Source organism: Micromonospora sp. L31, assembly GCF_052068075.1.
In the GTDB taxonomy this organism is placed as follows: Bacteria; Actinomycetota; Actinomycetes; order Mycobacteriales; family Micromonosporaceae; genus Micromonospora; species Micromonospora purpureochromogenes.
This window is the reverse complement of record NZ_JBQHDC010000010.1, coordinates 63944-88820: the sequence shown is the minus strand read 5'-3', so window position 1 is coordinate 88820 and position 24877 is coordinate 63944. Positions and strand designations below refer to the sequence as shown.

20 protein-coding genes are annotated in these 24877 nt (G+C 74.0%); 9 read left to right on the top strand and 11 right to left on the bottom strand.

Translation table 11 applies throughout. The features are described 5' to 3' along the window. Positions 1-90 precede the first annotated feature (90 nt). The 4 genes from secA2 to ACTMS9_RS24285 all read right to left on the bottom strand — a co-directional run bounded on the left by secA2 (position 91) and on the right by ACTMS9_RS24285 (position 6390). A complete protein-coding gene (gene secA2, locus ACTMS9_RS24300; RefSeq protein ID WP_441166102.1) occupies positions 91-2382 on the bottom strand; it encodes an accessory Sec system translocase SecA2 in 2292 nt (763 codons plus the stop codon). Positions 2383-2492: 110 nt separating this feature from the next. Further along, positions 2493-4241 carry an ABC transporter ATP-binding protein gene (locus tag ACTMS9_RS24295; RefSeq protein ID WP_441148203.1) on the bottom strand — a complete coding sequence of 583 codons (1749 nt, stop codon included), beginning with the start codon at positions 4239-4241 and terminating at the stop codon, positions 2493-2495. 54 nt (positions 4242-4295) lie between these two features. After that, the gene (locus ACTMS9_RS24290; RefSeq protein ID WP_441166101.1) at positions 4296-5384 is read right to left on the bottom strand and encodes a zinc-binding dehydrogenase; all 1089 of its coding nucleotides are present in this window, start codon (positions 5382-5384) and stop codon (positions 4296-4298) included. Then, entirely contained in the window at positions 5377-6390 is a 1014-nt protein-coding gene (locus ACTMS9_RS24285; protein ID WP_441166100.1) for a Gfo/Idh/MocA family protein, read from the bottom strand. The genes ACTMS9_RS24290 and ACTMS9_RS24285 overlap by 8 nt, the downstream gene beginning before the upstream one ends. A gap of 219 nt (positions 6391-6609) precedes the next feature. Here ACTMS9_RS24285 and ACTMS9_RS24280 point away from each other — a divergent pair, with 219 nt between their 5' ends. The 5 genes from ACTMS9_RS24280 (at position 6610) to ctaD (ending at position 12362) form a co-directional block, all read left to right on the top strand. Continuing rightward, complete coding sequence (locus tag ACTMS9_RS24280; protein ID WP_210778326.1) at positions 6610-7623, top strand: glucosyl-3-phosphoglycerate synthase; 1014 nt, start codon at positions 6610-6612, stop codon at positions 7621-7623. Between the two features lie 104 nt (positions 7624-7727). Continuing rightward, entirely contained in the window at positions 7728-8885 is a 1158-nt protein-coding gene (locus ACTMS9_RS24275; protein ID WP_441166099.1) for a glycosyltransferase, read from the top strand. Between the two features lie 99 nt (positions 8886-8984). Beyond that, positions 8985-9449 carry a DUF4383 domain-containing protein gene (locus ACTMS9_RS24270; RefSeq protein ID WP_441166098.1) on the top strand — a complete coding sequence of 155 codons (465 nt, stop codon included), beginning with the start codon at positions 8985-8987 and terminating at the stop codon, positions 9447-9449. Between the two features lie 91 nt (positions 9450-9540). Further along, complete coding sequence (locus ACTMS9_RS24265) at positions 9541-10269, top strand: ATP-binding protein (RefSeq protein WP_441148208.1); 729 nt, start codon at positions 9541-9543, stop codon at positions 10267-10269. 89 nt (positions 10270-10358) lie between these two features. Next, positions 10359-12362 (top strand): aa3-type cytochrome oxidase subunit I, encoded by a 2004-nt coding sequence (gene ctaD, locus ACTMS9_RS24260; protein WP_441148209.1) that lies wholly within the window; start codon positions 10359-10361, stop codon positions 12360-12362. A 418-nt stretch (positions 12363-12780) separates the two neighbouring features. On the opposite strand, the gene ACTMS9_RS24255 is transcribed toward ctaD, so the two are convergent. Together ACTMS9_RS24255 and ACTMS9_RS24250 are read right to left on the bottom strand one after the other, a co-directional pair. Further along, a complete protein-coding gene (locus tag ACTMS9_RS24255; protein ID WP_154937603.1) occupies positions 12781-13920 on the bottom strand; it encodes a SigB/SigF/SigG family RNA polymerase sigma factor in 1140 nt (379 codons plus the stop codon). A 280-nt stretch (positions 13921-14200) separates the two neighbouring features. Beyond that, a complete protein-coding gene (locus ACTMS9_RS24250; protein ID WP_441148363.1) occupies positions 14201-15571 on the bottom strand; it encodes a hypothetical protein in 1371 nt (456 codons plus the stop codon). Between the two features lie 234 nt (positions 15572-15805). Between ACTMS9_RS24250 and ACTMS9_RS24245 the strand changes: the two genes are divergently transcribed. Beyond that, positions 15806-16036 carry a CDGSH iron-sulfur domain-containing protein gene (locus ACTMS9_RS24245; protein ID WP_154937606.1) on the top strand — a complete coding sequence of 77 codons (231 nt, stop codon included), beginning with the start codon at positions 15806-15808 and terminating at the stop codon, positions 16034-16036. Positions 16037-16101: 65 nt separating this feature from the next. Here ACTMS9_RS24245 and ACTMS9_RS24240 read toward each other — a convergent pair whose 3' ends face one another. The 3 genes from ACTMS9_RS24240 to ACTMS9_RS24230 are packed head-to-tail and all read right to left on the bottom strand — an operon-like array spanning position 16102 to position 20077. Further along, positions 16102-17154, bottom strand: coding sequence for an iron-containing redox enzyme family protein (locus ACTMS9_RS24240; RefSeq protein ID WP_441166097.1), 1053 nt, complete (start codon positions 17152-17154; stop codon positions 16102-16104). A 51-nt stretch (positions 17155-17205) separates the two neighbouring features. Further along, positions 17206-18966, bottom strand: a complete 1761-nt coding sequence (locus tag ACTMS9_RS24235) for a thiamine pyrophosphate-binding protein (protein WP_441166096.1) — start codon at positions 18964-18966, stop codon at positions 17206-17208. Then, complete coding sequence (locus tag ACTMS9_RS24230) at positions 18959-20077, bottom strand: baeRF2 domain-containing protein (protein WP_441148213.1); 1119 nt, start codon at positions 20075-20077, stop codon at positions 18959-18961. The genes ACTMS9_RS24235 and ACTMS9_RS24230 overlap by 8 nt, the downstream gene beginning before the upstream one ends. Before the next feature lie 144 nt (positions 20078-20221). On the opposite strand from ACTMS9_RS24230, the gene ACTMS9_RS24225 reads away from it, so the two are divergent. Together ACTMS9_RS24225 and ACTMS9_RS24220 are read left to right on the top strand one after the other, a co-directional pair. Next, positions 20222-20773, top strand: a complete 552-nt coding sequence (locus tag ACTMS9_RS24225; protein WP_441148364.1) for a hypothetical protein — start codon at positions 20222-20224, stop codon at positions 20771-20773. Between the two features lie 39 nt (positions 20774-20812). Further along, a complete protein-coding gene (locus tag ACTMS9_RS24220) occupies positions 20813-21694 on the top strand; it encodes an alpha/beta fold hydrolase (protein ID WP_441148214.1) in 882 nt (293 codons plus the stop codon). Here ACTMS9_RS24220 and ACTMS9_RS24215 read toward each other — a convergent pair. Next, on the bottom strand, positions 21678-22016 hold the full coding sequence (locus ACTMS9_RS24215) for a DUF3817 domain-containing protein (RefSeq protein ID WP_350794221.1): 339 nt from the start codon (positions 22014-22016) through the stop codon (positions 21678-21680). The two genes, ACTMS9_RS24220 and ACTMS9_RS24215, sit on opposite strands and share 17 nt — an antisense overlap. A gap of 165 nt (positions 22017-22181) precedes the next feature. Between ACTMS9_RS24215 and ACTMS9_RS24210 the strand changes: the two genes are divergently transcribed. After that, positions 22182-23660 carry a glutamate--cysteine ligase gene (locus tag ACTMS9_RS24210; protein ID WP_441148215.1) on the top strand — a complete coding sequence of 493 codons (1479 nt, stop codon included), beginning with the start codon at positions 22182-22184 and terminating at the stop codon, positions 23658-23660. Positions 23661-23684: 24 nt separating this feature from the next. On the opposite strand, the gene ACTMS9_RS24205 is transcribed toward ACTMS9_RS24210, so the two are convergent. Continuing rightward, complete coding sequence (locus ACTMS9_RS24205) at positions 23685-24857, bottom strand: zinc-dependent alcohol dehydrogenase (protein WP_441148216.1); 1173 nt, start codon at positions 24855-24857, stop codon at positions 23685-23687. Between the last annotated feature and the right edge of the window lie 20 nt (positions 24858-24877).

The following is a 24877-nucleotide window of genomic DNA, read 5'->3' as shown; positions in this document are numbered from 1 at the left end:
CGGGCTTCTACCCTCGCAAACCAGGATCGAAACCGCGTAAAGGGGTCCCTTCCGGCGCGGGTCCGCGCCGGAAGGGACCCCGGTGACCGCTCAGCGCGCGGCGGAGAGCCGCCGGCCGACCGAGGCGATCAGCCGGTCCAGCTCGGAGCCGAACGGGTTGTCGTGGACGAGGTACGTCCAGGTGGCGCTCGGCCGCACCAGCTTGGCGGCGTCCGGCTCCCAGTCGGCGTCGAACTCGGTCTCGGTGAAGGTGGCGATGGTGCGGGTCTCGATCTCGGGGACGAGGTTGTTGAACGCGGGCACCGCCGCCCGGTGGAACTCGTCCAGCGGGTCGAGGCGGCCCAGCGCCCGCAGGTGCACGCCCTCGCGGACCTCGGAGAGCTCGGCCAGGTGCTCGGCCCAGAGCCGGTCGAGGTGGTAGAGGGCGATCGACCGGGCCACCCGGGCGAGCAGGTCCTCGTCCATCTCGCCGGCCTTGTCCGGCACCCGGTCGAGCAGCATCAGCGCGGCCACGTCGCTGGTGAGCAGCCGCTCGCGGCGCTCCGCGAGCGCCTTGCGCTGCTGCTCGATCACCACGCTGTACCGCCAGGTGTTGCGGTGGATCTCGTGGTTGACGCCCTCGGCCACCCGCTGGGCGTGCTCCACGGCGTAGTCCACCTGCTCGTCGGTGACCAGGCCGTCGGCGTTCATCCGCGGCGAGGCCGGCACGGTGTCGCCGGCGTGCCGGACCACCAGGTCGTCCTCCAGGCTGACGAAGAAGACCGAGCCACCCGGGTCGCCCTGCCGGCCGGCCCGGCCGCGCAGCTGGTCGTCGACCCGGCGGCTGTCGTGCCGGCCGCTGCCGATCACGTACAGGCCGCCCAGCTCGGCCACCCGGTCCCGGTCGCTCTGGTCGCTGCCGCCGAGGCGGATGTCCACGCCCCGGCCGGCCATCTGGGTGGAGACGGTGACCGCGCCGTACGCGCCCGCCTCGGCGATGATCGCCGCCTCCTCGTCGTCGTTCTTCGCGTTCAGCACGACGCAGGGCACCCCGGCGGCGTGCAGGCCGGCGGCCAGCCCCTCGGACTCCTTGACGTCCAGGGTGCCGACCAGCACCGGCCGGCCGGCCTGGTGGCAGCGCGTGATCTCGTCGATCAGCGCCTCCTCCTTCTCGGCCCGGGTGGCGTAGATGCGGTCCGGCTCGTCCTCCCGGACACAGGGGGTGTTCGGCGGGATCACCGCCACCTCGAGGCCGAAGAACTCGCGCAGCTGCTCGCCGACGAGCACGGCGGTCGCGGTCATCCCGCAGACCGTCGGGTAGAGCCCGATGTACGCCTGCACGGCGATGGTGCCCAGCACCTCGCCCTCGGCCGTGGCGTCCAGGCCCTCCTTGGCCTCGACCGCCGCCTGCAGGCCGTCCGGCCAGCGGCGGCGCTGGGCCACCCGGCCGCGCATCTCGTCGATCAGCTCGACCGAGCCGTCCCGGACGATGTAGTCGACGTCGCGGTGCAGCAGGGCGTGCGCGTGCAGCGCCACGTTGACCGCCGAGAGCTGCCCCACGTGCTCGGTGTCGTACAGGTCGATGTCGCCGAGCTTCGCCTCGACGGTGGCGAGGCCGGCGGCGGTGAACGCCACGCTGCGGCCGTCCTCGGCGACGGTGTAGTGCGTGCCCTTGCGCAGGCCACGCACCAGCGCCGCGGCGGCGTGCGCCGGGTCCTGCTCGCCGGCGACCGCGCCGGCGAGCACCATCGGCACCCGGGCCTCGTCGATCAGGATCGAGTCGGCCTCGTCCACGATCGCGGTCTTCAGCGGCGGCTGGACCCGGTCGGCGAGGTCGGTGACGAGCTGGTCGCGGAGGAAGTCGAAGCCGGCCTCGCTGACCGCGACGTAGGTCACGTCGCAGGCGTACGCGTCGCGCCGCTCCTCGGGGGTGGAGGCCTCGTTGACCCAGCCCACGGTCAGCCCGAGCAGCCGGTAGACCGGCGCCATCCACTCGGCGTCGCGGCGGGCCAGGTAGTCGTTGACGGTGAGCACGTGCACCGGCCCGTTGCCCAACCGGACGTGCCCGTAGGCGGCGATGGTGGCGGTGAGCGTCTTGCCCTCACCGGTGGCCATCTCGGCGACCTTGCCCGACAGCAGCGCCATCGCCCCGAGCAGCTGCACGTCGTACGGCCGCTGGTCCAGCCCGCGGCGGGCGGCCTCCCGGCCGATCGCGCAGATCTCCGCGTACTCCGTGGCGGCGCCGGCGGCCTCGGTCAGCTCGGCGTCGTCGAGGGCGGACAGCTCGTCCTCGCGCGCGGCGATCTTCGGCAGCAACTTCTCCAGCGGGGCCAGGTCGACCGTCGTCCCCGGGCGCTGGAGGAACCGCCGGAACCTGCTCTTCAACCGTTGCGACACACCCATGAGCGGCAACGGTACGCGAACCGGCCGGGCTGTCGCTGCCCGGCTCGTCCGGGGCGTCCCGGGTGTCCCCGTTCCGGCGCGTCCGCGCAGGTCAGGGGCGCCGGGTCGGGTCAGCTCACCAGCAGCTGGTGGGCGGCCAGCTCCCGGTAAAGCGGACTGGTGACGGTCAATTCGTCGTGGCTGCCGACCGCGACCACCCGGCCGCCGTCGAGCACCACGATCTGGTCGGCGTCGACGACGGTGGCGAGCCGGTGCGCGACGATCAGCAGGGTGCGCCGCACGGCCACCGCGTCGATGGCCCGGCGCAGCGCCGCCTCGTTGCGCGCGTCGAGGTTGCTGGTCGGCTCGTCCAGCAGCAGCACCGGTGGGCCGGCGAGCAGCGCCCGGGCGATCGCCAGGCGCTGCCGCTCGCCGCCGGAGAGCAGCACCCCGCCCTCCCCCACCTGCACGTCCAACCCGGCGTCGGTGCGCTCGGCGAGGTGGCCGAGGTTGACCTCGTCGAGGACGGCCAGCAGCGCGGCGTCGGTCGCGTCCGGGGCGCCGATCAGCAGGTTCTGCCGCAGCGTGCCGGCCAGCACCGGGGCCTCCTGCTCGACGTAGCCGAGCCGGGCCCGCAGGGCGTCGCGGGGCAGCCGGCGCACGTCGACGCCGTCGAGCCGCAGCGACCCGGAGTCGACCTCGTAGAAGCGCTCCACGAGCGCGAGCAGGGTCGACTTGCCGGCTCCGGAGGGGCCGACCAGGGCGGTGCGGCTGCCGGCCGGCACGGTGAAGCTCACCTCGTGCAGCACCGGGGCGCCGTCCGGGTAGCCGAACCCCACCCGGTCGAACTCGATCGCCGCCGGGCGGCCGGCGGGCGGGGCCGCCGCCGGGTCCGCGCCGTCCCCGGCGTCCTCCGCGGGTACGGCCAGCACCTCCTCGATCCGCTGCAACGCGCCCAGCCCGGTCTGCAGCTGGGTGTACGCGTGCACCGCCTGGCCGAGCGGCAGGACCAGGAAGAACAGGAACATCACGAAGGCCACCAGGTCGCCCACGGTGATCGCCCCGGCCGCCACCCGGGCCCCGCCCACGCCGAGGACCAGCAGGAACGCGCCCTGGATGGTGACCGTGCTGACCGGGCCGACCACCGCCTGCACCCGGGCCACCCGCAGCCCCGCCGCGTACGCCTGGGCGGCGCTGGAGCCGACGGCCTCGGCCTCGCGGTGCTCGGCCCGGGCGGCGCGGATGGTCCGGGCGGCGGAGATGGCCCGCTCGACGGCGGAGGTCATCTCCCCGACGCGCTCCTGGGCGGCGCGGGACAGCCCGCGCACCCGGCGGGCCACGGTGAGCGCGAAACCGACGCCGGCGGCCACCCCCAGCAGGGTCACCCCGAACAGCACCGGATCGAGCAGGGCCATCGCGCCGGCCGCGCCGAGGACCATCACCGCGCCGGTGACCGTCTCGAACAGCCCGGAGGTGACCACGGCCCGCAGCAGGGTGGTGTCCGAGCCCACCCGGGAGAGCAGGTCGCCGGTGCGGCGCCGGTCGTACTCGACGATGGGCAGCCGCAGCAGGTGCCCGGCGAGCCGGCGCCGGGTGCCCAGCACGACGCCCTCGGCGGTGCGTTGCAGCAGGAAGTCGCGCAGGCCGCCGAGGGCGGCGCCGGCCACCACCAGGGCCACCAGCGCCGCGACGAGGCCGGTGACCGGCCGGGCCGCCGCCATCTGGTCGAGCACCTGGCGGGTGAGCAGCGGCTGTGCCAGCGCGGCGCCCGCGCCGGCCAACGACAACGCGCCCACCACGGCGAGGGTGCCGCGGTGGGCGCGCAGGTACGGCAGCAGGGCGGCCAGGCCGGCGGGCCGGCGGGCGGCGGCGGTGGTCATGGGCCGACCGTAGCCGCCCGCGCCCAGCCGGGTGCCGGGTGCCGGCTGCCCGGCTCAGCCGGTCAGCACCACCTGGAGTTCCTGCCGGCGACGTTCGGCCAGGTCGGTCAGCAGGGCGGGCGCCTCGTCCATCGGCACCACCGCCGAGACGAGGTGCTTGCGGATCACGTCGCCGTACTGCCGCAGCAGCTCGATGGTCTCGGCGGAGAGCCGTTCCCGGTCCCAGGTCGGCGTCAGGCCGCGCGGCACCCGACCGATCTGGGCGCAGCGCAGCGAGAGCCCGTTGTGGTGGAACTCCTCGCCGAGCCGGACGGCGTCCGCGCCGTCCTGGTAGAAGGCCAGGTCGATCACGGTGCCCTGCGGGCGCAGCAGGCGCAGCGCCAGGTGCAGCGCCCAGGCCTGGCCGCGGCACTGGAACACCACGTCGGCGCCCCGGTCCCCGGCGGCGTGGTTCCACCGGGTCTTGAGCACCACGGCCGGGTCGTCGGCCTCCGGGTCGAGCGTCTCCAGGCCCAGCGCCTCGGCGACCTGGCGGCGCTGCGGCGTCGGGTCCAGCACCACCACGGAGGCGGCGCCGTGCCGCTTGGCGAACAGGGCGGTGAGCAGGGCGACGACGCCGCTGCCGACCACCGCGACCCGCCGGCCGCGCACCCCGTCGCCGAGCGAGCGCACGTCGGTGCCACACAGGTCGGCGGCGGCGTGCAGCAGGCCGTTGGCGCAGATCGGGCCCATGTGCGCGACGTAGATGCCGAGCAGCGGATCGAGGTCGTCGGGGAGCGGGACGAACCGCTCGGCCACCGGGTCGGCCACGTACCCGGTGCGGTGGCCGTAGGTCATGGCGCCCACCGTGCCGACGGCGACGGCCGGGGTGCGGCTCTCCACCACCCGGCCGACCTGCATGTAGCCGAGCCGGGTGACCGGGTACGGGGTGCTCGCCGCACCGGGCTGGAACAGGCCGAGGTCGGTGTTCCAGGTGACGTTGAGGTACGGGTTGGTGCCCTTGACGAAGCTCAGTTCGGTGCCGGCGGAGACGCCGCTGTAGAGGGTCTCCACCCGGAAGGTGCCCTCGCGCAGCTCGGCGGCGTCCTGTTCGGCCAGCTCGACGGCGCCGGGACCGCTGACCACCACGACCTTGTCACGCATCGACGCTCACCCCCGCGGTGGCCAGCGGCACGGACGCCGGGCCGGTCGGCAGGGTCACGGCACGCCCGGTACGGGCGGACTCGGCGACCGCGAGGGCCAGCCGCTGGGTCCGCATCGCCTCGGCGTACGGCACCCGGACGTCGTCGCCGACGCCGGTCACCGCGTCGATGAAGGCCCGGTCGACGGCGATCCGGGCACCGTCCGGATCGGATTCGATCCGGCGCTCCCCGTCGGCGTCGCAGATCACCAGGCCGTCCTCGGCCAGCGACAGCGCCAGGCCGTCGGCGAGGATCTCCAGCCCCGCCCGGTGCTTCCAGCCCAGCACGCAGGCTGCGGCGAGGGTGCCCACCGCCCCGTTGGCGAAGCGCAGCGTGGCCGCGGTCACCGAGTCGATGTCGGCGCCCTCGACCGGCGGCGGGTTCCCGTCGCCGTACGCGGTCACCTCGACCGCCTCGCCGACCAGCGACCGCACCAGGTCCAGCACGTGCGCGGCCTGCTCGACGACCGGGCCGCCGGAGCGGTCCCGCACCGCCCACCAGGCCACCGGGGGGACCTTGTCCAGCCAGGAACCGTTGACCATCCGCACCGGCCGGTCGGCCAGCAGCTCGCGGGCCCGCTCCACCACGTGCAGGTAGCGCCAGTGGTGGCCGACGGCGGTGAGCAGCCGCTTCTCCTGCACCAGCGCGGCGATCCGTTCGGCGGTCTCCAGGTCGACCGCGACGGGCTTCTCCACGAACATCGGGACGCCGGCGGCGATGACCGCCTCCTCCACCGGCCCGTGCGCGAACGGCGGCACGCAGACGTACACCGCGTCCGGTCCGGCGGCGAGCAGCTCGTCCACGTCGACGAAGCTCCGGCCGCCGTACGCCCCGGCCAGCTCCGCCGCCGCGTCCCGGGACACGTCGTGCACCCCGAGCAGCTCCACGTCCTCGAAACCGCCCAACACGCGGGCGTGGCGTTGTGCCACCCCACCGGCCCCTACCAGTCCCACCCGGCACGTGCGCATTCCACCGACCCTCTCGACGCTGTTCTCCGACTCGCGGGAACAGCACTCCCCCCACCGCCCGAACGCGAAACCCCGTGCGTTCGGCAACGAACCGTTCATCTGCCGGGAACCGGCTGGTGCACGGCCCGTGATCAAGCTGTTAGGCATGATCCGGTTAGCGCGCGGGCGGAGATGGGAAAACCAACTCCGCGTTTTCCGCCACGATCTGGGGGTGTGCCAGTGCGGGATACAGATTCGATCGTCTCACCAGTGGTGGAGGCATGGGCGACTTACCGGACGACTTCGGCCAACGACTGGCCGACGCGGCGGCTGATGCGGGCCAAGGGTGACACCCGGGTCAGTGTGGTGCTGCCGGCCCGCAACGAGGAGGTCACCGTCGGCGCGATCGTGTCGACGATCCGCGAACACCTGATGGACCGGGTCGCCCTGGTCGACGAGCTGATCGTGGTGGACTCCCGGTCCACCGACCGGACCGCGCAGGTGGCCCGGGCCGCCGGCGCGGAGGTGGTCAGCCAGGACGCGATGACCCGGGGGCTCCCCCGACTGACCGGCAAGGGCGACGCGCTCTGGGCCGGTCTGGCCGCCGCCGAGGGCGACGTGGTCGCGTTCATCGACGCCGACCTGCGCGAGTTCCGTCCGCACTTCGTGACCGGCCTGATCGGCCCGCTGCTGACCGATCCGTCGGTGGACTTCGTGAAGGGCTTCTACCATCGGCCGCTGGTCGGCGCGAGCAGCGTGGAGGCCGACGGTGGCGGGCGGGTGACGGAGCTGATGGCCCGCCCCCTGCTCAACCTCTTCTGGCCGGAGCTGGCCGGTTTCGTGCAGCCCCTCGCCGGCGAGTACGCCGGACGCCGGGAGGTACTGGAGCAGGTGCCGTTCGTCTCCGGCTACGGGGTCGAGACGGCGATGCTGATCGACCTGCTGGAGCTGGTCGGCCTCGACGCCCTCGCCCAGGTCGACCTCGGCGAGCGCAAGCACCGCCACCAGGACACCGCGGCCCTGGGCCGGATGTCCGCGCAGATCATGCACACCGCCTGGTCGCGGTTGCAGCGCCGGGGCTGGGCCAGCCCCGGCACCATGCCGGCCACCATGCTCACCCAGTTCCGCCGGGGCGGCTCGGACGCGCTGCCCAACCTGGACCGGGAGATCGTGGTCAGCGACGTCTCCGTGGACGAGCGCCCGCCGCTGGCCCAGCTGCGGCACCGGGTGCCGCGCCGGCGGGTGGCGGCGTGAGCGGCGGGTCGCCGCGACGGGTACCCGACGGCCGGCACGAGCCGGCCGGGGGGCGGAGAGCGGACGACCCATCGGGTCTCCGCCGAGGGAAGGACCACAACGCGATGAGCCTCACCGTCCTGATGAACGCCGGCCCCTGGTTGTCGGTGCCGCCCCCCGGCTACGGCGGGATCGAGAACGTCATCGCCACCCTGGTGCCGGAGCTGCGACGCCTGGGCGTACGGGTGGTGCTGGCCTCGGTGGAGAGCAGCACCCTGCCGGTCGACGAGAAGTTCTCGGTCTTTCCCGACGGGCAGTTCCACGCCCTGCAACGCCCCTACAACCAGGTGTGCGGCGTCTCCCAGGCCCACCTCAACGGGGTGATCCGGCAGCTGCACCACCGCGACGACATCGACCTGGTGCACGACCACGTGGAGGCGGTCGGGCTGGCCACCCTGGCCGCGATGGGGCCGGACGGCCCGCCCGTGCTGCACACCCTGCACTGGGACCTGGCCAAGCACCCCGAGCTCTACGGCAACCTGGACGCCGGTGACCGGGTCCGGGTCAACGGTGTCTCCGCCTCCCAGCTGGCCCGCGCTCCCCGGGCGCTGCGGGAGCACTCGGTGGGGCACGTGCACCTGTCCACCCCGTTGGCCGTCGGCGCGGACCGCACGCCGCGCCCGGAGAAGGGCGACTACGCGATCATCCTGGGGCGGATCAACCCGGGCAAGGGGCAGGACGTGGGCGCCCGGCTGGCCCAGCGGGTCGGAGTGCCGCTGGTGCTCGCCGGCCCGGTCGGGCCGTACCACCGGCCGGAGGACCTGGCCGCCGCCGGCGACGAGGCCCGGCAGAACCCCGACGTGCGCTTCTTCTACGACGAGGTGGCCCCGCACGTCGACGGCGAGCTGGTCCGCTGGGTCGGCACGGTGGCCGGTCAGGACCGCGACGACCTGCTGGCCGGGGCGAAGGCCTCGCTGTTCCCGCTGCGCTGGGAGGAACCGGGCGGCACCGCCGTGGTGGAGTCCCTCGCGCTGGGCACCCCCGTGGTGGCGACCGCCCGCGGCTGCCTGCCCGAGCTGATCGAGCACGGCCGCACCGGCCTGCTCACCACCGACGAGGACGAGCTCGGCGACCTGCTGCTGGCGGCCAGTCTGCTCGACGCGGACGAGTGCCGGCGGGAGGCCGCGACCCGGTTCACCCCGGCGATGATGGCGCAGCGCTACGTCGAGCTGTACGAGCGGGTCCGCGAGGGCGCCCGGGCCCGGCAGTTGCAGGTCGCCTGAGGCGTACCCCCTGCTCTCACGGGCCCGGACCGGCATGGTCCGGGCCCGTTTGTCGGGCCGGGAGGCGGGAACGCCACGGCGCGACGGAGGGAGCGCGCGATGGCCGGTCCGATGGCCCACTCCCGGGCCCGGCGCAACCCGGCGGACGGCCGCGCGCCGGTACGCCGGGCCGCCGCCACGGTCGGGACGGTGTTCCTCCTGCTCGGGGCCCTGGGGTTCGTGCCCGGAATCACCAGCGACTACGCCGACCTGCGGCTGGCTGGGCACCAGTCCGGCGCCCAGCTGTTCGGGTTGTTCCAGGTGTCGGTGCTGCACAACCTGCTGCACCTGGCCTTCGGCGTGGCCGGGCTGGCGCTGTCGCGCACCGTCGGGCTGGCGCGCGCCTACCTGGTCGGCGGCGGGGCGGTCTACCTGGTGCTGTGGCTCTACGGGCTGGCCGTCGACCAGCGCAGCGCGGCGAATTTCATCCCGGTCAACCCCGCCGCCGACGTCCTGCACCTCGCGCTCGGCGCGGGAATGCTCGCGCTCGGCGTGCTCACCCGACGTGACGGGGATCGCCACTGACCCGGCCACCGTATCCGGTCGGTCCGGTTTCACCCGGAGAAGCCCCGGGTACCTGGCTGGATCTGGGCATGCGAGCGGAATCGAGGGGCCGATGGCGAGCCGGATCAGCTGCGAGGTGCGCGACGAGTCCCCCGTGACCGTCGTCCACCTGCACGGCGCGCTCGACCTCGGCACGATGCGGTCGGTGCACACCGTGCTGGACCGCTGCCTCTCCGCCCAACCCGACGCGCTGGTGATCGACCTGGCGGACGTCACCGTCGCCGACCGGCTCGCGCTGTCCGTCTTCGCCGCCACGGCCCGCGAGGCCGCCGGGTGGCCGGCCGTGCCGGTGCTGCTCTGCGCTCCTCCGTCGGACGCCGCCGCCTGGCTCGCCGAGTCCACCGCCTGCCGGGTAGTGCCGGTGCACCGGAACTGTGCCGAGGCGACCCGGCTGGCCGGCGAGGTCGCCGCGCCCCGGCTACGGGCCCGGCTGGAGCCGGTGGCGACCGCCTGCCGGCGCGCCCGGGAGCTGGTCGGCGAGGCCTGCGGCCGGTGGAACGCGCCGGAGCTGGTCGGCCCGGCCTCGCTGGTGCTCAGCGAGCTGGTCGGCAACGTGGTGCGGCACGCGCACACGCCGATGCAGGTGACGCTGACGCTGCGCCGGCCGTACCTGCACGTGGCGGTGACCGACGGCAGCCGCAGCGCGGCACGGCCGAACAACCAGGGGCTGCGTGCCGAGGGTGGGCGCGGGCTGATGCTGGTCCGGGAATTGGCGCAGCGGTGGGGCAGCGCCCCGCTCGCCGACGGAAAGGTCGTCTGGGCGGTCGTGCCGGCGAATTGACCGAAATTCCCTCTCTCGCCTGGTTACATGGGCAGAGGGGCGGGTAGTCGCGCCCGTCCTTTCTGTCGTGACGACGGGGTGAGAAGCCAATGCCCAGACGGGTGACCACGGAGCCGGCACGAGACCGGGGACCCGCCATCCTGGCGCCGGCTCGGTTCGGCGGCTTTCCCGGCCCGCTCCGGCCGGCGCTGCCCGGAGACAAACTGATCAAGCTGCTCGGCACCACCGATGCCAAGCAGATCGGCCTGCTGTACCTGGCGACCTCATTCATCTTCTTCATCATCGGCGGAGTGCTGGCGCTGCTGGTCCGGATCGAGCTGGCCCGGCCGGGCCTGCAGATCCTCTCCGCCGAGCAGTACAACCAGTCCTTCACCATGCACGGCACGATCATGCTGCTGCTCTTCGCGACGCCACTGGTGTTCGGCTTCGGCAACTACATCGTGCCGTTGCAGATCGGCGCGCCGGACGTCGCCTTTCCCCGCCTGAACGCCCTCGCGTACTGGCTCTACCTGTTCGGCGGCGCCATCGTGGTCGCCGCGTTCGCCACCCCGAGCGGGGCGGCCGACTTCGGCTGGACGGCATACAACCCGCTCAGCGACGTGGAGAACTCCCCGGGCGTCGGCGCCAACATGTGGGTGGTCGGGCTGGCCCTCTCCGGCCTGGGCACCATCCTGGGCGCGGTCAACCTGATCACCACCACGCTCACCCTACGGGCGCCCGGGATGACGATGTTCCGGATGCCGATCTTCACCTGGAACCTGCTGCTGACCAGCGTCCTGGTGATCCTGGTCTTCCCGCTGCTGGCCGCCGTCCTCTTCGCGCTCGCCGCGGACCGGTTGCTCAACGCGCACGTCTTCGACGCGGCCACCGGCGGGCCGATGCTCTGGCAGCACCTGTTCTGGTTCTTCGGCCATCCCGAGGTCTACATCGTCGCGCTGCCGTTCTTCGGCATCATCACCGAGGTCATTCCGGTCTTCGCCCGCAAGCCGATCTTCGGCTACACCGGTCTGGTGCTCGCCACCATCGCCATCACCGTGCTGTCGATGACCGTCTGGGCGCACCACATGTTCGGCACCGGCCAGGTGCTGCTGCCCTTCTTCAGCTTCCTCAGCTATCTGATCGCGGTGCCCACCGGGGTGAAGTTCTTCAACTGGATCGGCACCATGTGGAAGGGACAGATCACCTTCGAGACGCCGATGCTCTTCGCCATCGGCTTCCTGGTCACCTTCCTGCTCGGCGGCCTCACCGGGGTGCTGCTGGCCAGCCCGCCGGCGGACTTCCACACCACCGACACCTACTTCGTGGTGGCGCACTTCCACTACGTGCTCTTCGGCACGATCGTCTTCGCCGCCTTCGGCGGGATCTACTTCTGGTTCCCGAAGATGACCGGCCGGCTGCTCGACGAGCGGCTCGGCAAGATTCACTTCTGGACGATGTTCCTCGGCTTCCACGCCACCTTCCTGGTGCAGCACTGGCTGGGCACCGAGGGCATGCCCCGCCGGTACGCCGACTACCTGGCGCAGGACGGCTTCACCACGCTGAACATGGTCTCCAGCATCGGTTCGTTCGTGCTCGGCGCGTCCACGTTGTTCTTCATCTACAACGTCTGGAAAACCTGGCGGTACGGGGCGATGGTCAACGTCGACGACCCGTGGGGCTTCGGCAACTCCCTGGAATGGGCGACGACCTGCCCGCCCCCGCTGCGCAACTTCGACCGGATGCTCCGGATCCGCTCCGAGCGCCCGGCGTTCGACGCCAAGTACGGCCCGCACGTCGCTGACCTGGGCCGGGACCTGCCGCAGCGCACCACCCTCCCGCCCCAGGAGTTCCGCGAGGAGCTGCGACACGAGCGGCACGTCCCGGAGTCGCCGGCGGCCGAGGGCGCGCACGGTGCCCGGGAGGCGGTGGAGTACCAGCCCGCCCCGCAGTCCGGGGCCCGGCCGGTCGAGGTACCGGAGCCGGAGGTGGTGCGCCGGCCCAGCTTCGAGCAGACCGACGAGCCGGAGGGGAACCCGCTCGGCGCCCAGGCGCGCCCGGAGTCGGACGAGCGCTGGCGGCATCCGCACACCAAGGGCGACCCCGAGGAGCAGTGACCGGGCGCTCGCCGCGCCGACGGGCACGTGGCCGTCACCACCGCGACTCGGTGGTGGCGGCCGCACCGTGTCGCCTCCCGCTGCTCTCTCGCGCCGCGGCGGGCGACAACGGTGGATCTTGGACAGTTGCCGTTCGCCGCTGACGGCAACTGTCGAAGATCTACGGGTGGGTGGCGTGCGCGCCCACCGCCGTCGGCGGTGGGCGGCCCAGCGAGGCGGCCGAAAGGCCGCCGGTTAGGTCGTTCCGCGCGCCGACCTGCCGTCCGTAACGGGCGGCTCAGCGACGCGGCCAAGTGGCCGCTGGCCGCCGTCCGTCGTCACCGAGCCGGGGAGCGGGGCGGGCGAGCACTGGTCGCGGGAAGCGGGCAGCCGCCCGGCCCCGGCACGGGCGGGCCGTGCCGGGGCCGGGCGGCAGTGATCAGGCGTCGGCGGTGGCGGGCAGGCCGGCGGCGGTGAGCGACCGGCGTACCGCGGGCTGGACCCGGGTCAGCCGCAGCGGGACGCCGGTGCGCGCCGCCGCGTCGCGGCCGGCCATCAGGGCGGCGATCCCGCCGGCGTCGACCCCGCCGGCGCCGTCCAGGTCGACCACCACCTCGCGGGGCTGGCCGGTGACCGCCTCCAGCATCACCCGGCGCAGCTGGTCGGCGCCGTCCCGGTCGATCTCGCCGCCGACCTCGACCACCACCCGGTCGCCGGTGCGCTTGAGCGCGATCCGGTTCCGGCCGGTCTCGCACTCGGCGGCGCCGTTCTGCCAGGGCGGCGGCGCGTCGGCGAGCATCGCCTGGCGCAGCCAGGTCAGCGCCCGGGACAGCAGCCGGGAGACGTGCATCTGGGAGATGCCGAACCGGGCTGCGATCTCCGCCTGGGTCTGGTTGCCGTAGAACCGCATGGCCAGGATGCGCCGTTCCCGCCAGGGCAGCCGGTGCAGCAGCCCGCTGACCGTCACCCGGTCGTCGACGGACTCCAGCGCGTTGTCGGACTCGCCGACCAGGTCGCCGAACTCGGCCGAGCTCTCCCCGCCCACCGGCGCGTTCAGCGAGGCCGGGCTGTAGCCGGCGGCCGACTCCAGCGCGGCGAGGATCTCCTCCTCCGGGGTCTCCAGCCGCGCGGCCAGCTCCGCCACGCTCGGCGCCCGGGACAGCTCGCTGGTCAGCGCCGCGGTGGCCTGCCCGACCTCCAGGATCAGGTCGCGCAGCCGGCGGGGCACGTGCACCCCCCAGGTGCGGTCCCGGAAGTGTCGTTTGATCTCGCCGACGATGGTGATCGCCGCGTACGCGGTGAACGAGCCCCGCTCGGGGTCGTACCGGTCGACGGCGTTGACCAGGCCGAGGCGGGCCACCTGCTCCAGGTCCTCCAGCGGCTCGCCGCGCCCCCGGTAGCGGCGGGCCAGCCGGCCGGCGAAGGGCAGGGCGAACCGGACGAGGTCGTCCCGGGCCTCCTGCCGACGCTCCGGTGGCAGGCCCGCGATTCGCGCCGCGTACGCCAGCGCGGCCGCGTCCAGGTCCTCCAGGCCGCGTTCCGTCGGCGGTGGTGTGGTTGTGGTGGTCTGTCCGAACATCCGCGCCTCCCTCAGGAAGGTCCCCCGCCCGGATGGGAGCCGGTCGTGCGCGTGGTCGGGCCACGCACCGGGCCGGAAGTTGGGTCACGTGCCGCGCCGGTGTCACCGGACGCGCGAGAGCGACGACAGCACGCTACGCGGCGTGCTCGATCCGTCGCAGCGAGCGGTGTTCCCGCTCCGTAGGTACTCAATCACGCGACCCCGGGTTCGCGAGGATGTTTCGCCAGCTCGGTCCGGCGGGTCGGCGGGAAACCGCCGGACGTCCGGTTTCCCGCCGGATTCAGGAGACGGCGAGGCCCATCGGAGCACCGTCCTCCCGCAGCGCGGCGACCGCCTCGGCCACCCCGATCGGCGGCGGCACCGGCAGGTCGTACGGCTGGTTGCGGAGCACCTCGGTGGCCCGGCGGGTGGGCACCGAGGCGATCGGGTAGCCCCGGGCGGCGGTGCGGTCGAGCGCCCGGCGGCGGCGGCCGAACGCGGCCACGGCGAGCCACTGGGGCAGCCCGGCGAGGGCGGGCGAGCGCATCCCCGGCGACTCCGGCAGCACGTCCACCGAGCTGAACGGCTCGCTGCCGGCCAGCCACAACTCCACCCCGTCGACGCTGCGCCGGGTGGCGTTCTCGCACCAGTACGGCACCAGCCCCGCCCGCACCACCTGCCACGGGTCGAGCAGCCGGCCGCACTCGACCACCAGCCGGTCGCCGGTCTTGCCGGCCCGCCGCAGCCAGCGCCGGTACAGGTCGGCGACGGCCGCGCTCAGCGCCGTGGGCTGCGGGACGTGCACCTCGTGCAGCCCGTGGCCGTGCCGCCGGCCCCAGTGCCGCGCCCCGTCGACGAAGCCGGGCTCCACCCCGTGCTCGGCGTGCTCCCCGGCGGCGGAGACCTCCGGCGGTTCCCAGTGCCCGCCGTCGCCGCCGGCCGAGCGGAGCACCTGGCGCAGCGCGTGCGAGTCGGGGTGGAAGTCCACCGGCTCCAGGCCGCTGCCCGGGCAGCCGAGCTGGAAGCTGTGCCCCTGCCCCTCGTCGCTGACCGGCCAGGTGCGCGCGTCCCGGACCACCACCAGCGACGCGGCGGGCTCCAGGCGGTCGGCCAGGAAGCGGGCGTACGCCCGGGGCAGGGCCTGCCAGCGGGCCACCAGCGACACCGTGGACCCGGCCAGCGCGCCCCGGCTGGCCGGGCAGTGCACCTGCCGCAGGTGCAGCTCGGGGTTGCCGGCCAGCACCCGGGCGGCGAGCGCCGCGCCGTGGTCCAGGGCCGCGCGCGGCCGGTCCACCGCGCCGCGGGTCCAGTGCGCGGTCATCTCGAAGGCGGCAGGCAGCCACGGTACGCCCAGGGCGACCGCCAGGTGCACCGCCGAGGCGTGCGGGGAGCCCAGCACCACCCCGGGGTACCGGCGGCGGGGGTACTGGTCGACGATCCACCGGGCGACCCGCTCGGCGTCGACCTCGGCGGTCTGGTCCGGGGTGAGCGCGACCCGGCCGGCGGCCCGCGCGGCGGCGGCGCGGCGGACCGATTCGGGCGCCGCGGTGAACCGGGACAGCGGCGTCGCCTGGCCGAGGTCGCCGCAGTCGACGCCGCGCAGGGCCCGGGCGGTGGCCGCCACCAGCACCCGCGCCGTGCTGCCCGCGGCGACGACCCGGTCGCCGGCCATGCCGGCGCCGTCTGCCGTCAGCCCCTTCTGCACCTTGGGCACCGGCCCCACCTTGCCTCGTTCGCTCACCACGCGACCCGGCTTCCCGTCCGGATGGGGTCTAAACGGGCATTGGGGGCAATGCTCGGGTGGGCGGCGGTACGCCGGTCCGGGGCGCTCGGGTGAGTCGACGCCCACCGGCGTCCGGCCGCCCCGGCGGGTTTCGGCCGGGCCGGCAGGGGCACATCCGGTCCCATGAGCGCCGAGCACCCCACCGCCGACGCGGCGGCGACCATCACCCCCTACGAGGACGGACCGCTGCTGGTCCGGGGCGACTTCGCGCTGGTCACCCCGGACGGGCGCAGCATCGACGCCCGGCGGGGCACGGTGGCGCTGTGCCGGTGCGGCAAGTCGGCGCTGAAGCCGTTCTGCGACGGCACCCACAAGGCGATCAACTTCCGTGCGGGCACCGACCGCGAAGGCTGACCCACCGCCCGGAGGGCAGACCCGCTGAGCGATGCGGCGGGCGCGCGGCGTGGTTGCCGGTCGGCTCAGGCGGCCACGGCCACCCGGGAGGGCTCGGCGACGGCCCGCAGCGACGAGCCGCCGGTCGCCCACCTGTCCAGCAGGTGGCCGGCGAAGAGCCGGTCCACCGCCAGGGCGGCCGCCGCGCCGAACAGCACGTCGGCGGCGAGGCCGGGCTCGGTGCGGACCAGTCCACCGCAGAGGTCGTGCGCGGCGATCTGCTCGTGCACCGCGTCGGCCTCGACGTGCTCGTCGTAGAAGCGGGTGGCCGGCTCGTCCAGCCCGAGGCGGCGCAGGCCGTTGCCGTACCGGCGGTTGGGCAGCGAGGACGTCATCTCGAAGGCGGCGAGGTGGCCGAGCAGCGCGCCGCGCAGCCGCCGGTGCAGGCCGAACAGCGAGATCACATTGTTGGTGGCCAGGGTGACGGCGGGCACCAGGTCCAGGTACGCCGCGTACCCGGTGTCCAGGTCGAGCCGGTCCAGGGTGCGACGGAACAGCTCGGCGTGCATCCGGTCCAGCCGGCCGTTGCCGTACTCGTCCATCTGGATCTCCACGAGCGCGGCCTTGGCCGGACCGGCCAACCTGGGCAGGCCCCAGCTGTGCGGGTCGGCCTCCCGCAGGTGGTAGATCGACCGGTGGGTGACGAACTCGCGGAACTGGGCCAGCGTCGCCCGGCGCTGCAGCGCGGCGGCCAGCGACGGGCCGTCGGCGGCGGCCACCAGGTCGGCCAGCGCGCGCGGCACCCCGCCGGGCAGCACCGCCGGCAGCGGGCCGACCAGCCGGCGCAGCGCCGCCTCGAAGGGCCGCTCGGCGACGGACCGCAACGCCAGCAGCGACGGCTGCCACTCCCAGTCCTCGTCCACCCCCTGCCAGCCCCGGTAGTGCAGCTCGTAGCAGAGGAAGAGGGTGAGCTGGAGGTCCTCGTCGACCACCGGGTCCGCCGGGTCGAGCTCCGCGCCCAGCCCGGCCGGCAGCTCGTGCGGCGGCCGGACCAGCGCCTCGATCACGGCGGTGGAGACCGGGCCCCGGGGCTGCGGCAGCGGCGCGGGGCCGTAGCGGCGGTCGACGGAGTCGGACATGGAACCTCCCGGTGACGACTGGGGGTCTCCTGATGCCCTGCCCCGATTGCCCTAAACGAGGTCCTCCGCCTCCACGGTCATCCGGGTGGCGAGCATCCGCTCGCGGACCCGGCGGGCGGCGTCGCCGTCGGCGAAGACCCCCCGCAGGTCGGCCAGCGCCGGTTCCGGCGGGCGCAACGGCACCTCCGGGTCCACGACCGCCTCCAGCACGCACGGCCGGTCCGCGGCGAGCGCCTCGTCCCAGGCCGCGCCGACCAGGTCCGGCCGGTCGACCCGGACCCCGTGCAACCCGAGCAGCCGGGCCCAGCCCGCGTACGGCACGTCCGGGCGGCGGCGGGTGGCGTCGGTGACCTGTCGGCCGCCGCCCATGCCGGACTGGTCGCGGTTGTTGAGCACCAGCACCACCAGCCGCGGATCCGCCCACTCGTGCCAGCGGTGCGCCACGGTGATCAGCTCGGCGAGGCCGTTGAGCTGCATGGCGCCGTCGCCGAGCAACGCGAGCACCGGCTGGTCGGGGTGGGCGAGCTTGGCGGCGAGGGCGTAGGGCAGCGCGCAGCCCATCGAGCCGAGCGTGCCGCAGAGCTGCGCGTTCACCCCGGGCGGCAGCTCCAGGTGGCGGGCGTACCAGTAGATGACCGAGCCGACGTCGACGGCGACCGCGCCGCGCCGGGGCAGCCGGTTGGAGAGTTCGTGCAGCACCAGCTGCGGGTTGACCGGCTGGGCGGGCGCCTCGGCGCGGGCGATCGATTCCTGCCGCCAGCGGTCCACCGAGCCCTCGACGGTGGCGCGCCACTGCCGGTTCGGCTGGTCGTGCACCCGGGTGAGCAGCGCGCGCAGCGTCTCGGCGGCGTCGCCGACCAGCGGCACGTCCACCGGGTAGCGGGTGCCGATCCGCCGCCCGTCGATGTCGATCTGAACGGTCCGGGTCTGCCCGGCCATCGGGAAGTAGTCGGTCCACGGGTCGTTCGTGCCGACCAGCAGCAGCGTGTCGGCGCCGCCCATCAGCTGCGCGGCCGCCGTGGTGCCGGCCTCGCCGAGCACCCCGGTGTGGAACGGCAGCCGCTCGTCGAGCACCGGCTTGCCGAGCAGCGAGGTGGCCACTCCGGCGCCGAGCCGGTCGGCCAGTGCCACGACCTCGTCCTCGGCGCCCCGGGCGCCCTGACCGACCAGGATCGCCACCCGCTGCCCGATGGTGAGCAGCGAGGCCGCGGCGTCCAGGTCCGCGTCGTGCGGCAGCACCCGGGCCAGCGGCTCCCCCGGCGTCGCGGTCAGCACCCCGGCCGCCTGCGGCTGGAGATCGGGTACGGCGCTCTCCTGCAACTCCCGGGGCAGCACCACACAGGTGGGGCTGCGGGTGGCCGCGGCGGTCCGGAACGCCTGATCCAGCAGGACCACCACCTGCCCCGGAGTGCGGCCGTACCGGACGAACTGGTTGCACACGTCGCCGAAGAGCCGGCTCAGGCCGATCTCCTCGTGCGCGCCGCCCAGCGGGCCGGTGACGTCCTCGCCGACGATCGCCACCACCGGCTTGCTGTCCAGCTTGGCGTCGTACAGGCCGTTGAGCAGGTGCACCGCGCTGGGGCCCTGGGTGGCCAGGCAGACGCCGATCCCACCGGTGTACTTGGCGTGCCCGGTGGCCATGAACGAGGCGGTCTCCTCGTGGCGGGCCGGCACGAACTCCGGGTCACCCCCGGCGGCGTCCAGCGCCTCGACCAGCGGGGCGATGGCCTCGCCCGGGTAGCCGAAGGCGCGGGGCACCCGCCAGGCCCGCAGCCGGTCCACCACCAGGTCCGCGACCGTCCGGTCAGCCATTGCCGCGCCCGGGGGTGCCGGCGTCGACGTAGCGCAGCACCGCGCCGATGCCGTCGGTCAGGTCCGGTGCCTCGTCCCGGCCCAGGACGGCCAGCTCGGCGTCGGTGCCGACCAGGGCCCGGACCAGGGCCGCGTCGGCGCGGACCTGCTGCGGGTCGCGCACCGCGGGGAGCTGCCCCGGCTCGATGGCGATGTCGGTCGGCTCCGGACCGATCCAGAGCTGACCGGTCGCCGACGGGTCGTCGACGATGAGCATGGTGTCGACCTGGTTGCGCTGCAGGGCGGCCACCACGGCCTCCAGCCCGGCGCCCACGTCCTCCTGCATGCCGAAGCGGTCGAGGGCGGCATTGATGTGCTGCTCGGCGACCTCGGCGATGGCCTGCACGGTGATGTCGTCCATCAGCTGCGGGTCGGCACCGCCGGCGCGCGCCCCCGCGTCGGTACGCACCAGCACGTCCTGCCAGCGGGTCGGCAGCTGCGCGGCGATCATGCCGGTGGCCCGGACGTCCCCGGCCACCACCACCACCTCGGCGCCGACCTGCTCGGCCAGTTGGACGGTGGCCGCGACGGCGTCGCCGGCGTTGTGGTGCCACGCCTCCACCGCGGAGCGCTGGTAGCGCGACTGGGACCAGCCGCCCGGCTGGACCCGGCGCAGCTGGCCGCTCTCCCGACCGGCGACCTGGGCCCGGCGGGGCACCCCACCGGCGCTGATCGCGATCGCCTCGGCGCCGGTCCGGTCGGCCAGCACCCGGACCCAGGCGATCTGCTCGCCTCGCTGGGCGACCAGCGGCATGGTGTGCGGCAGGGCGGACCAGACGGCCAGGTTCTTGAACGGTGGCGCGCTGAGGTACTCGGTGAGCACCACCCGGCCACCGGTGGCGAAGATCGCCAGGCCGTAGTCCCCGGGCATCGGGTCGTGTCCGCGCACCACCTGCCCGATCGCCTCGACAGTCACCGCGTCGGCGCCCTGCTCCAGCAGGCGCCCCTTGAGGTCCCGCCAGCGGAGGTCCACCTGGGGGTGGGCGTCGTGGGTGTCCCTGGAGGCGTCCAGGTAGACCGAGCACCACGGCCCGGGACGGTCGTAGAGCGGGCGCAGGAAGGACAGCTGCATGCTCAAGACCCCTTTCCAGCTCGGCCGCACGCTTACCCGCGCCACCGGGGATGTCACCTCGCCGGCACGTCCGCGTGACCGGGGTTCATTCACGTCGTTCGACCGGGGCGACCGCTACCATCAGTGCACGTATCCGGACTCTCGGTGGTGGCCATGGACAGCGATCTCCGGCTCCGCGTCGTGCATCCGACGCAGCGGATCCTCACCGGGCGGGTCGTCCGGTTGCTGGAGGGATATCCCCGCGAGGTGCGGGTCGGCCAGCCGGTGCTGGTGGCGGTGGTGACCGCGGCGAGCGTGGTGGGGCTGCTGATGCTGCTGGTGCGCAGCCTGCTCTCCACCGGTGGCGGGGGCGGCGCCCGGCGCGGCTGGAAGGACCTGAAGAAGGGCCCGGAGTTCCTGGTCACCCCGCTGCGGGTGCGCGACGCCGCCGGCCTGCTCTACGAGGTGGAGCTGCACGGCCACCTGCCGCAGAGCGCGCTGCACCCGGCCGACCACGTGCAGCTGACCCTGCGCCGGCAGCCCGACCGGGACCTGCCGCCCCGGGTGGAGCGGATCGTCAACGTCACCACCGGGCAGCTGCTCACCCCGCGCACCGCGACCGTCTGGTCGCACCTGGGGCCGCCGCTGCTGCTCCAGGCGCTAATCGGCGCGCTGCTGCTCGCCGGCGTGGCGGCCTGCTCGGTGGTCACCGGCTGAGGGGTTTCCCGGCCCGCCGCCCCGGGCACCGGGGACGCCATGTTTCCCGGATTCGCCCTGGAACACATCGACGTCGGCCCCGTCCGGCTGCGGGTACGGCACGGCGGGTCCGGCCCGCCGGTGGTGCTGCTGCACGGGCACCCGCGTACCCACGCGACCTGGCACCGGGTGGCGCCGCTGCTCGCCGACCGGTTCACCGTGATCTGCCCGGACCTGCGCGGCTACGGTGGCTCGTCGAAGCCGCCGCCCGGCCCCGACCACGCCGGGTACGCGAAGCGGGCAATGGCGGCCGACGTCGTCGGCCTGCTCGACGCCCTCGGCCACGACCGGGCGGCGGTCGTCGGCCACGACCGGGGCTGCTACGTGGCGATGCGCACGGCGCTGGACCACCCGGACCGGGTGAGCCGGCTCGGCGTCCTCGACGGGGTGCCGATCGGCGAGGCGCTGGCCCGGTGCGACGCCCGCTTCGCCGCCCGCTGGTGGCACTGGTTCTTCCTGGCGCAGTCGGCCAAGCCGGCCGAGCGGGTGATCAACGCCGATCCGGACGCCTGGTACGGCGGCTCCCCGGCCGAGATGGGTGCGGAGGCGTACGCCGACTACCACCGGGCCATCCACGACCCGGCGACCGTGCACGCGATGTGCGAGGACTACCGGGCCGGCCTCGGCCCGGACCGGGCGGCCGACGAGGCCGACCGGGCCGCCGGGCGGCGCATCGGCTGCCCGGTGCTGTTCTGTTTCTCCAGCCGTGACGACATGGCGGAGCTGTACGGCGACCCGGCCGCGATCTGGCGTGAGTGGGCCCCGGACCTGCGGGTGGCGTCCGTCGACTCCGGGCACCACATGGCGGAGGAGGCGCCGGAGCAGCTCGCCGCCGTGCTGGGCGCGTTCCTGGCGACCGAGGCGGTTAGCCGACCGGGGTGAGCGGGCGGGCCGGCTCGGGGACGGTGCGGAGCATGCCCCGCCGCCGGGCCCAGCGCTCGAAGAACAGCGTGGCGAACGGCGGCACGGCGCTGACCAGGGCGACGGCGGTGACCGGCAGGCTCCATCGGTGGGTGCGGGCCATCACCAGCACCAGCAGTCCGTAGGCGACGAAGAGTCCGCCGTGGATCGGTCCGAAGATCTTGACGCCGATCTCGTTGGCCGGTGGGCCGTACTTGACGGCCATGCCGACCAGCAGGGCCAGCCAGGAGCACGCCTCGGCGATCGCCGCCGCCACGAACAGCCGGGTCGTCTTCTCACGCATCGGGCCATGCTAACCAGCCGGGTCGCTCGACCCGGGGCGGAACCGCAGCGGAGGGACGGGGATCACGGAGGCCGCGAATGGGTAGGTAAGAGCCCTTCGGGTCTTCCCCGCCCACGCCGGAACGTGCGAGGTTTGGGGGAACCAACGGTGACAGGGTGGTGACCAATGGGCGAAGACGTCGGCGTGCGGACCTTCAGCCGAGAGGACCGGGCCCGCTACCGCGAGAAGGTACGCCGCTGTCTGGACGTCTTCGCCGAGATGCTGCGCGAGTCGCGGTTCGACGTGGAGCGGCCGATGACCGGGCTGGAGATCGAGCTGAACCTGGTCGACGAGGAGTCGATGCCGGCGATGCGCAACGCCGACGTGCTGGCCGCCATCGCCGACCCCAGCTTCCAGACCGAACTGGGGCAGTTCAACGTCGAGATCAACGTGGCGCCCCGCCGGCTCGCCGGCACCGGCACCGCCGAGTTCGAGGAGCACGTCCGGGCCAGCCTGAACGCGGCGGAGCAGAAGGCCCGCACGGTCGGCGCGCACATGGTGATGATCGGCATCCTGCCCACCCTGCGCCCGGAGCACCTCACCGCCGCGACGCTGTCGCACAACCCGCGCTACGAGCTGCTCAACGAGCAGATCTTCGCCGCCCGGGGCGAGGACCTGCGGATCTCGATCAACGGGGTGGAGCGGTTGGCCACCACCGCGGACACCATCACCCCGGAGGCGGCCTGCACCAGCACCCAGTTCCACCTCCAGGTCAGCCCGGCGCAGTTCGCCGACCACTGGAACGCCGCCCAGGCGGTCGCCGGCATCCAGGTGGCGCTCGGCGCGAACTCGCCGCTGTTCTTCGGCCGGGAGCTGTGGCGGGAGACCCGCATCCCGCTGTTCCAGCAGGCCACCGACACCCGGGCGGAGGAGATCAAGGCCCAGGGGGTACGCCCCCGCGTCTGGTTCGGCGAACGCTGGATCACCAGCGTGTTCGACCTGTTCGAGGAGAACGTCCGCTACTTCCCCGCGCTGCTGCCGGTCTGCGACCGGGAGGACCCGGCCGAGGCGTTGGCCGCCGGCGGGGTGCCGAAGCTGGCCGAGCTGCGGCTGCACAACGGCACCGTCTACCGGTGGAACCGGCCGGTCTACGACGTGCTCAAGGGCCGCCCGCACCTGCGGGTGGAGAACCGGGTGCTGCCGGCCGGGCCGACGGTGCTGGACACCGTCGCCAACGGCGCGTTCTACTTCGGGCTGGTCCGGGCCCTGGCGGAGTCCGACCGTCCGCTGTGGTCGCAGATGTCGTTCAGCGCCGCGGAGGAGAACTTCACCAACTGCGCCCGGCACGGGATCGACGCGCAGGTCTACTGGCCGGGCCTGGGCTACCTGCCGGTGACCGAGCTGGTGCTGCGGCGGCTGCTGCCGCTGGCGTACCACGGGCTGGACCGGTGGGGGGTGGACCCGGCCGAGCGCGACCGGCTGCTCAGCATCATCGAGCAGCGCTGCCTGACCGGGCGCAACGGGGCGACCTGGCAGGTCGAGACCCTGCACCGGCTGGAGTCCGCCGACCACCTGGACCGGCCGGCGGCGCTGCGCGAGGTGGTCCGCCACTACGTGGACCTGATGCACAGCAACCGCCCGGTGCACGAGTGGCCACTGCCCTGAGCGGCGGACCAGGCCCCGGGGCCGTCAGACCTTGAGCACCACCTTGGTGCAGTCGTCCTGCTTCTTCTGGAAGATCTTGTAGCCCTTGGCCGCGTCCTTGAGCGGCATCCGGTGGCTGATGACGAAGCTCGGGTCGATCTCGCCCTTCACGATCCGCGCCAGCAGCGGCCGGGTGTAGCGCTGCACGTGGCACTGCCCGGTCCGCATGATCAGCGAGCGGTTCATGAACGCGCCCATCGGGAACTTGTCCACGAACCCGCCGTACGCCCCGATGACCGAGACCACTCCCCCGCTGCGGCAGGCCAGGATCGCCTCGCGCAGCGCGAAGGGCCGCTCGGTCTCCAGCCGGCCGGCCTGCTTCACCCGGTCGTAGGCGTACATCGCAGCGTTGCCGTGGTGCCCCTCCAGCCCGACCGCGTCGATGCAGGCGTCCGGGCCCCGGCCGGCGGTGAGCCGGTTCAGCTCGTCCAGCACGTCGAGCTGCTCGTAGTTGATCGTCTCCGCGCCGGCCCGATCGGCGGCGAGCCGCAGCCGGTACGGGTACCGGTCGATGACGATGACCCGCTCCGCGCCGAGCAGCCGGGCGCTGGCGGCGGCGAGGAGGCCGACCGGCCCGGCGCCCCAGACCGCCACCACGTCGCCGGGCGTGATGTCGCACATCTCCGCCCCCATGTAGGCGGTGGGGAAGGCGTCGGCGAGCATCAGCGCCTGGTCGTCGGGCACCTCGTCGGGGATCTTGATCGGGCCGACGTCGGCGAACGGCACCCGGGCGTACTCGGCCTGGCCGCCGGCGTACCCGCCGAGCAGGTGGCTGTAGCCGAAGATGCCGGCCGGCGAGTGGCCCATGATCTTCTCGGCGATGCCGGCGTTGGGGTTGGAGTTTTCGCAGACCGAGTAGCGGCCCTGCTGGCAGGAGGCACAGTTGCCGCAGGCGATCGGGAACGGCACCACCACCCGGTCGCCGACGGCGAGGTTGTCCACCTCCGGACCGACCTCGACCACCTCGCCCATGAACTCGTGGCCGAGGATGTCGCCCTTGCGCATGGCCGGGATGTAACCGTGGTAGAGGTGCAGGTCGGAGCCGCAGATCGCCGTCGAGCTGATCTTCACAATGGCGTCCCGCGCGTTCATGATGCGCGGGTCGGGCACGTCGACGACCTTGACGCTGTCCGTGCCCGTCCAGGTGGTGGCTCTCATCGTCTTTCCTTCGCGGTGGC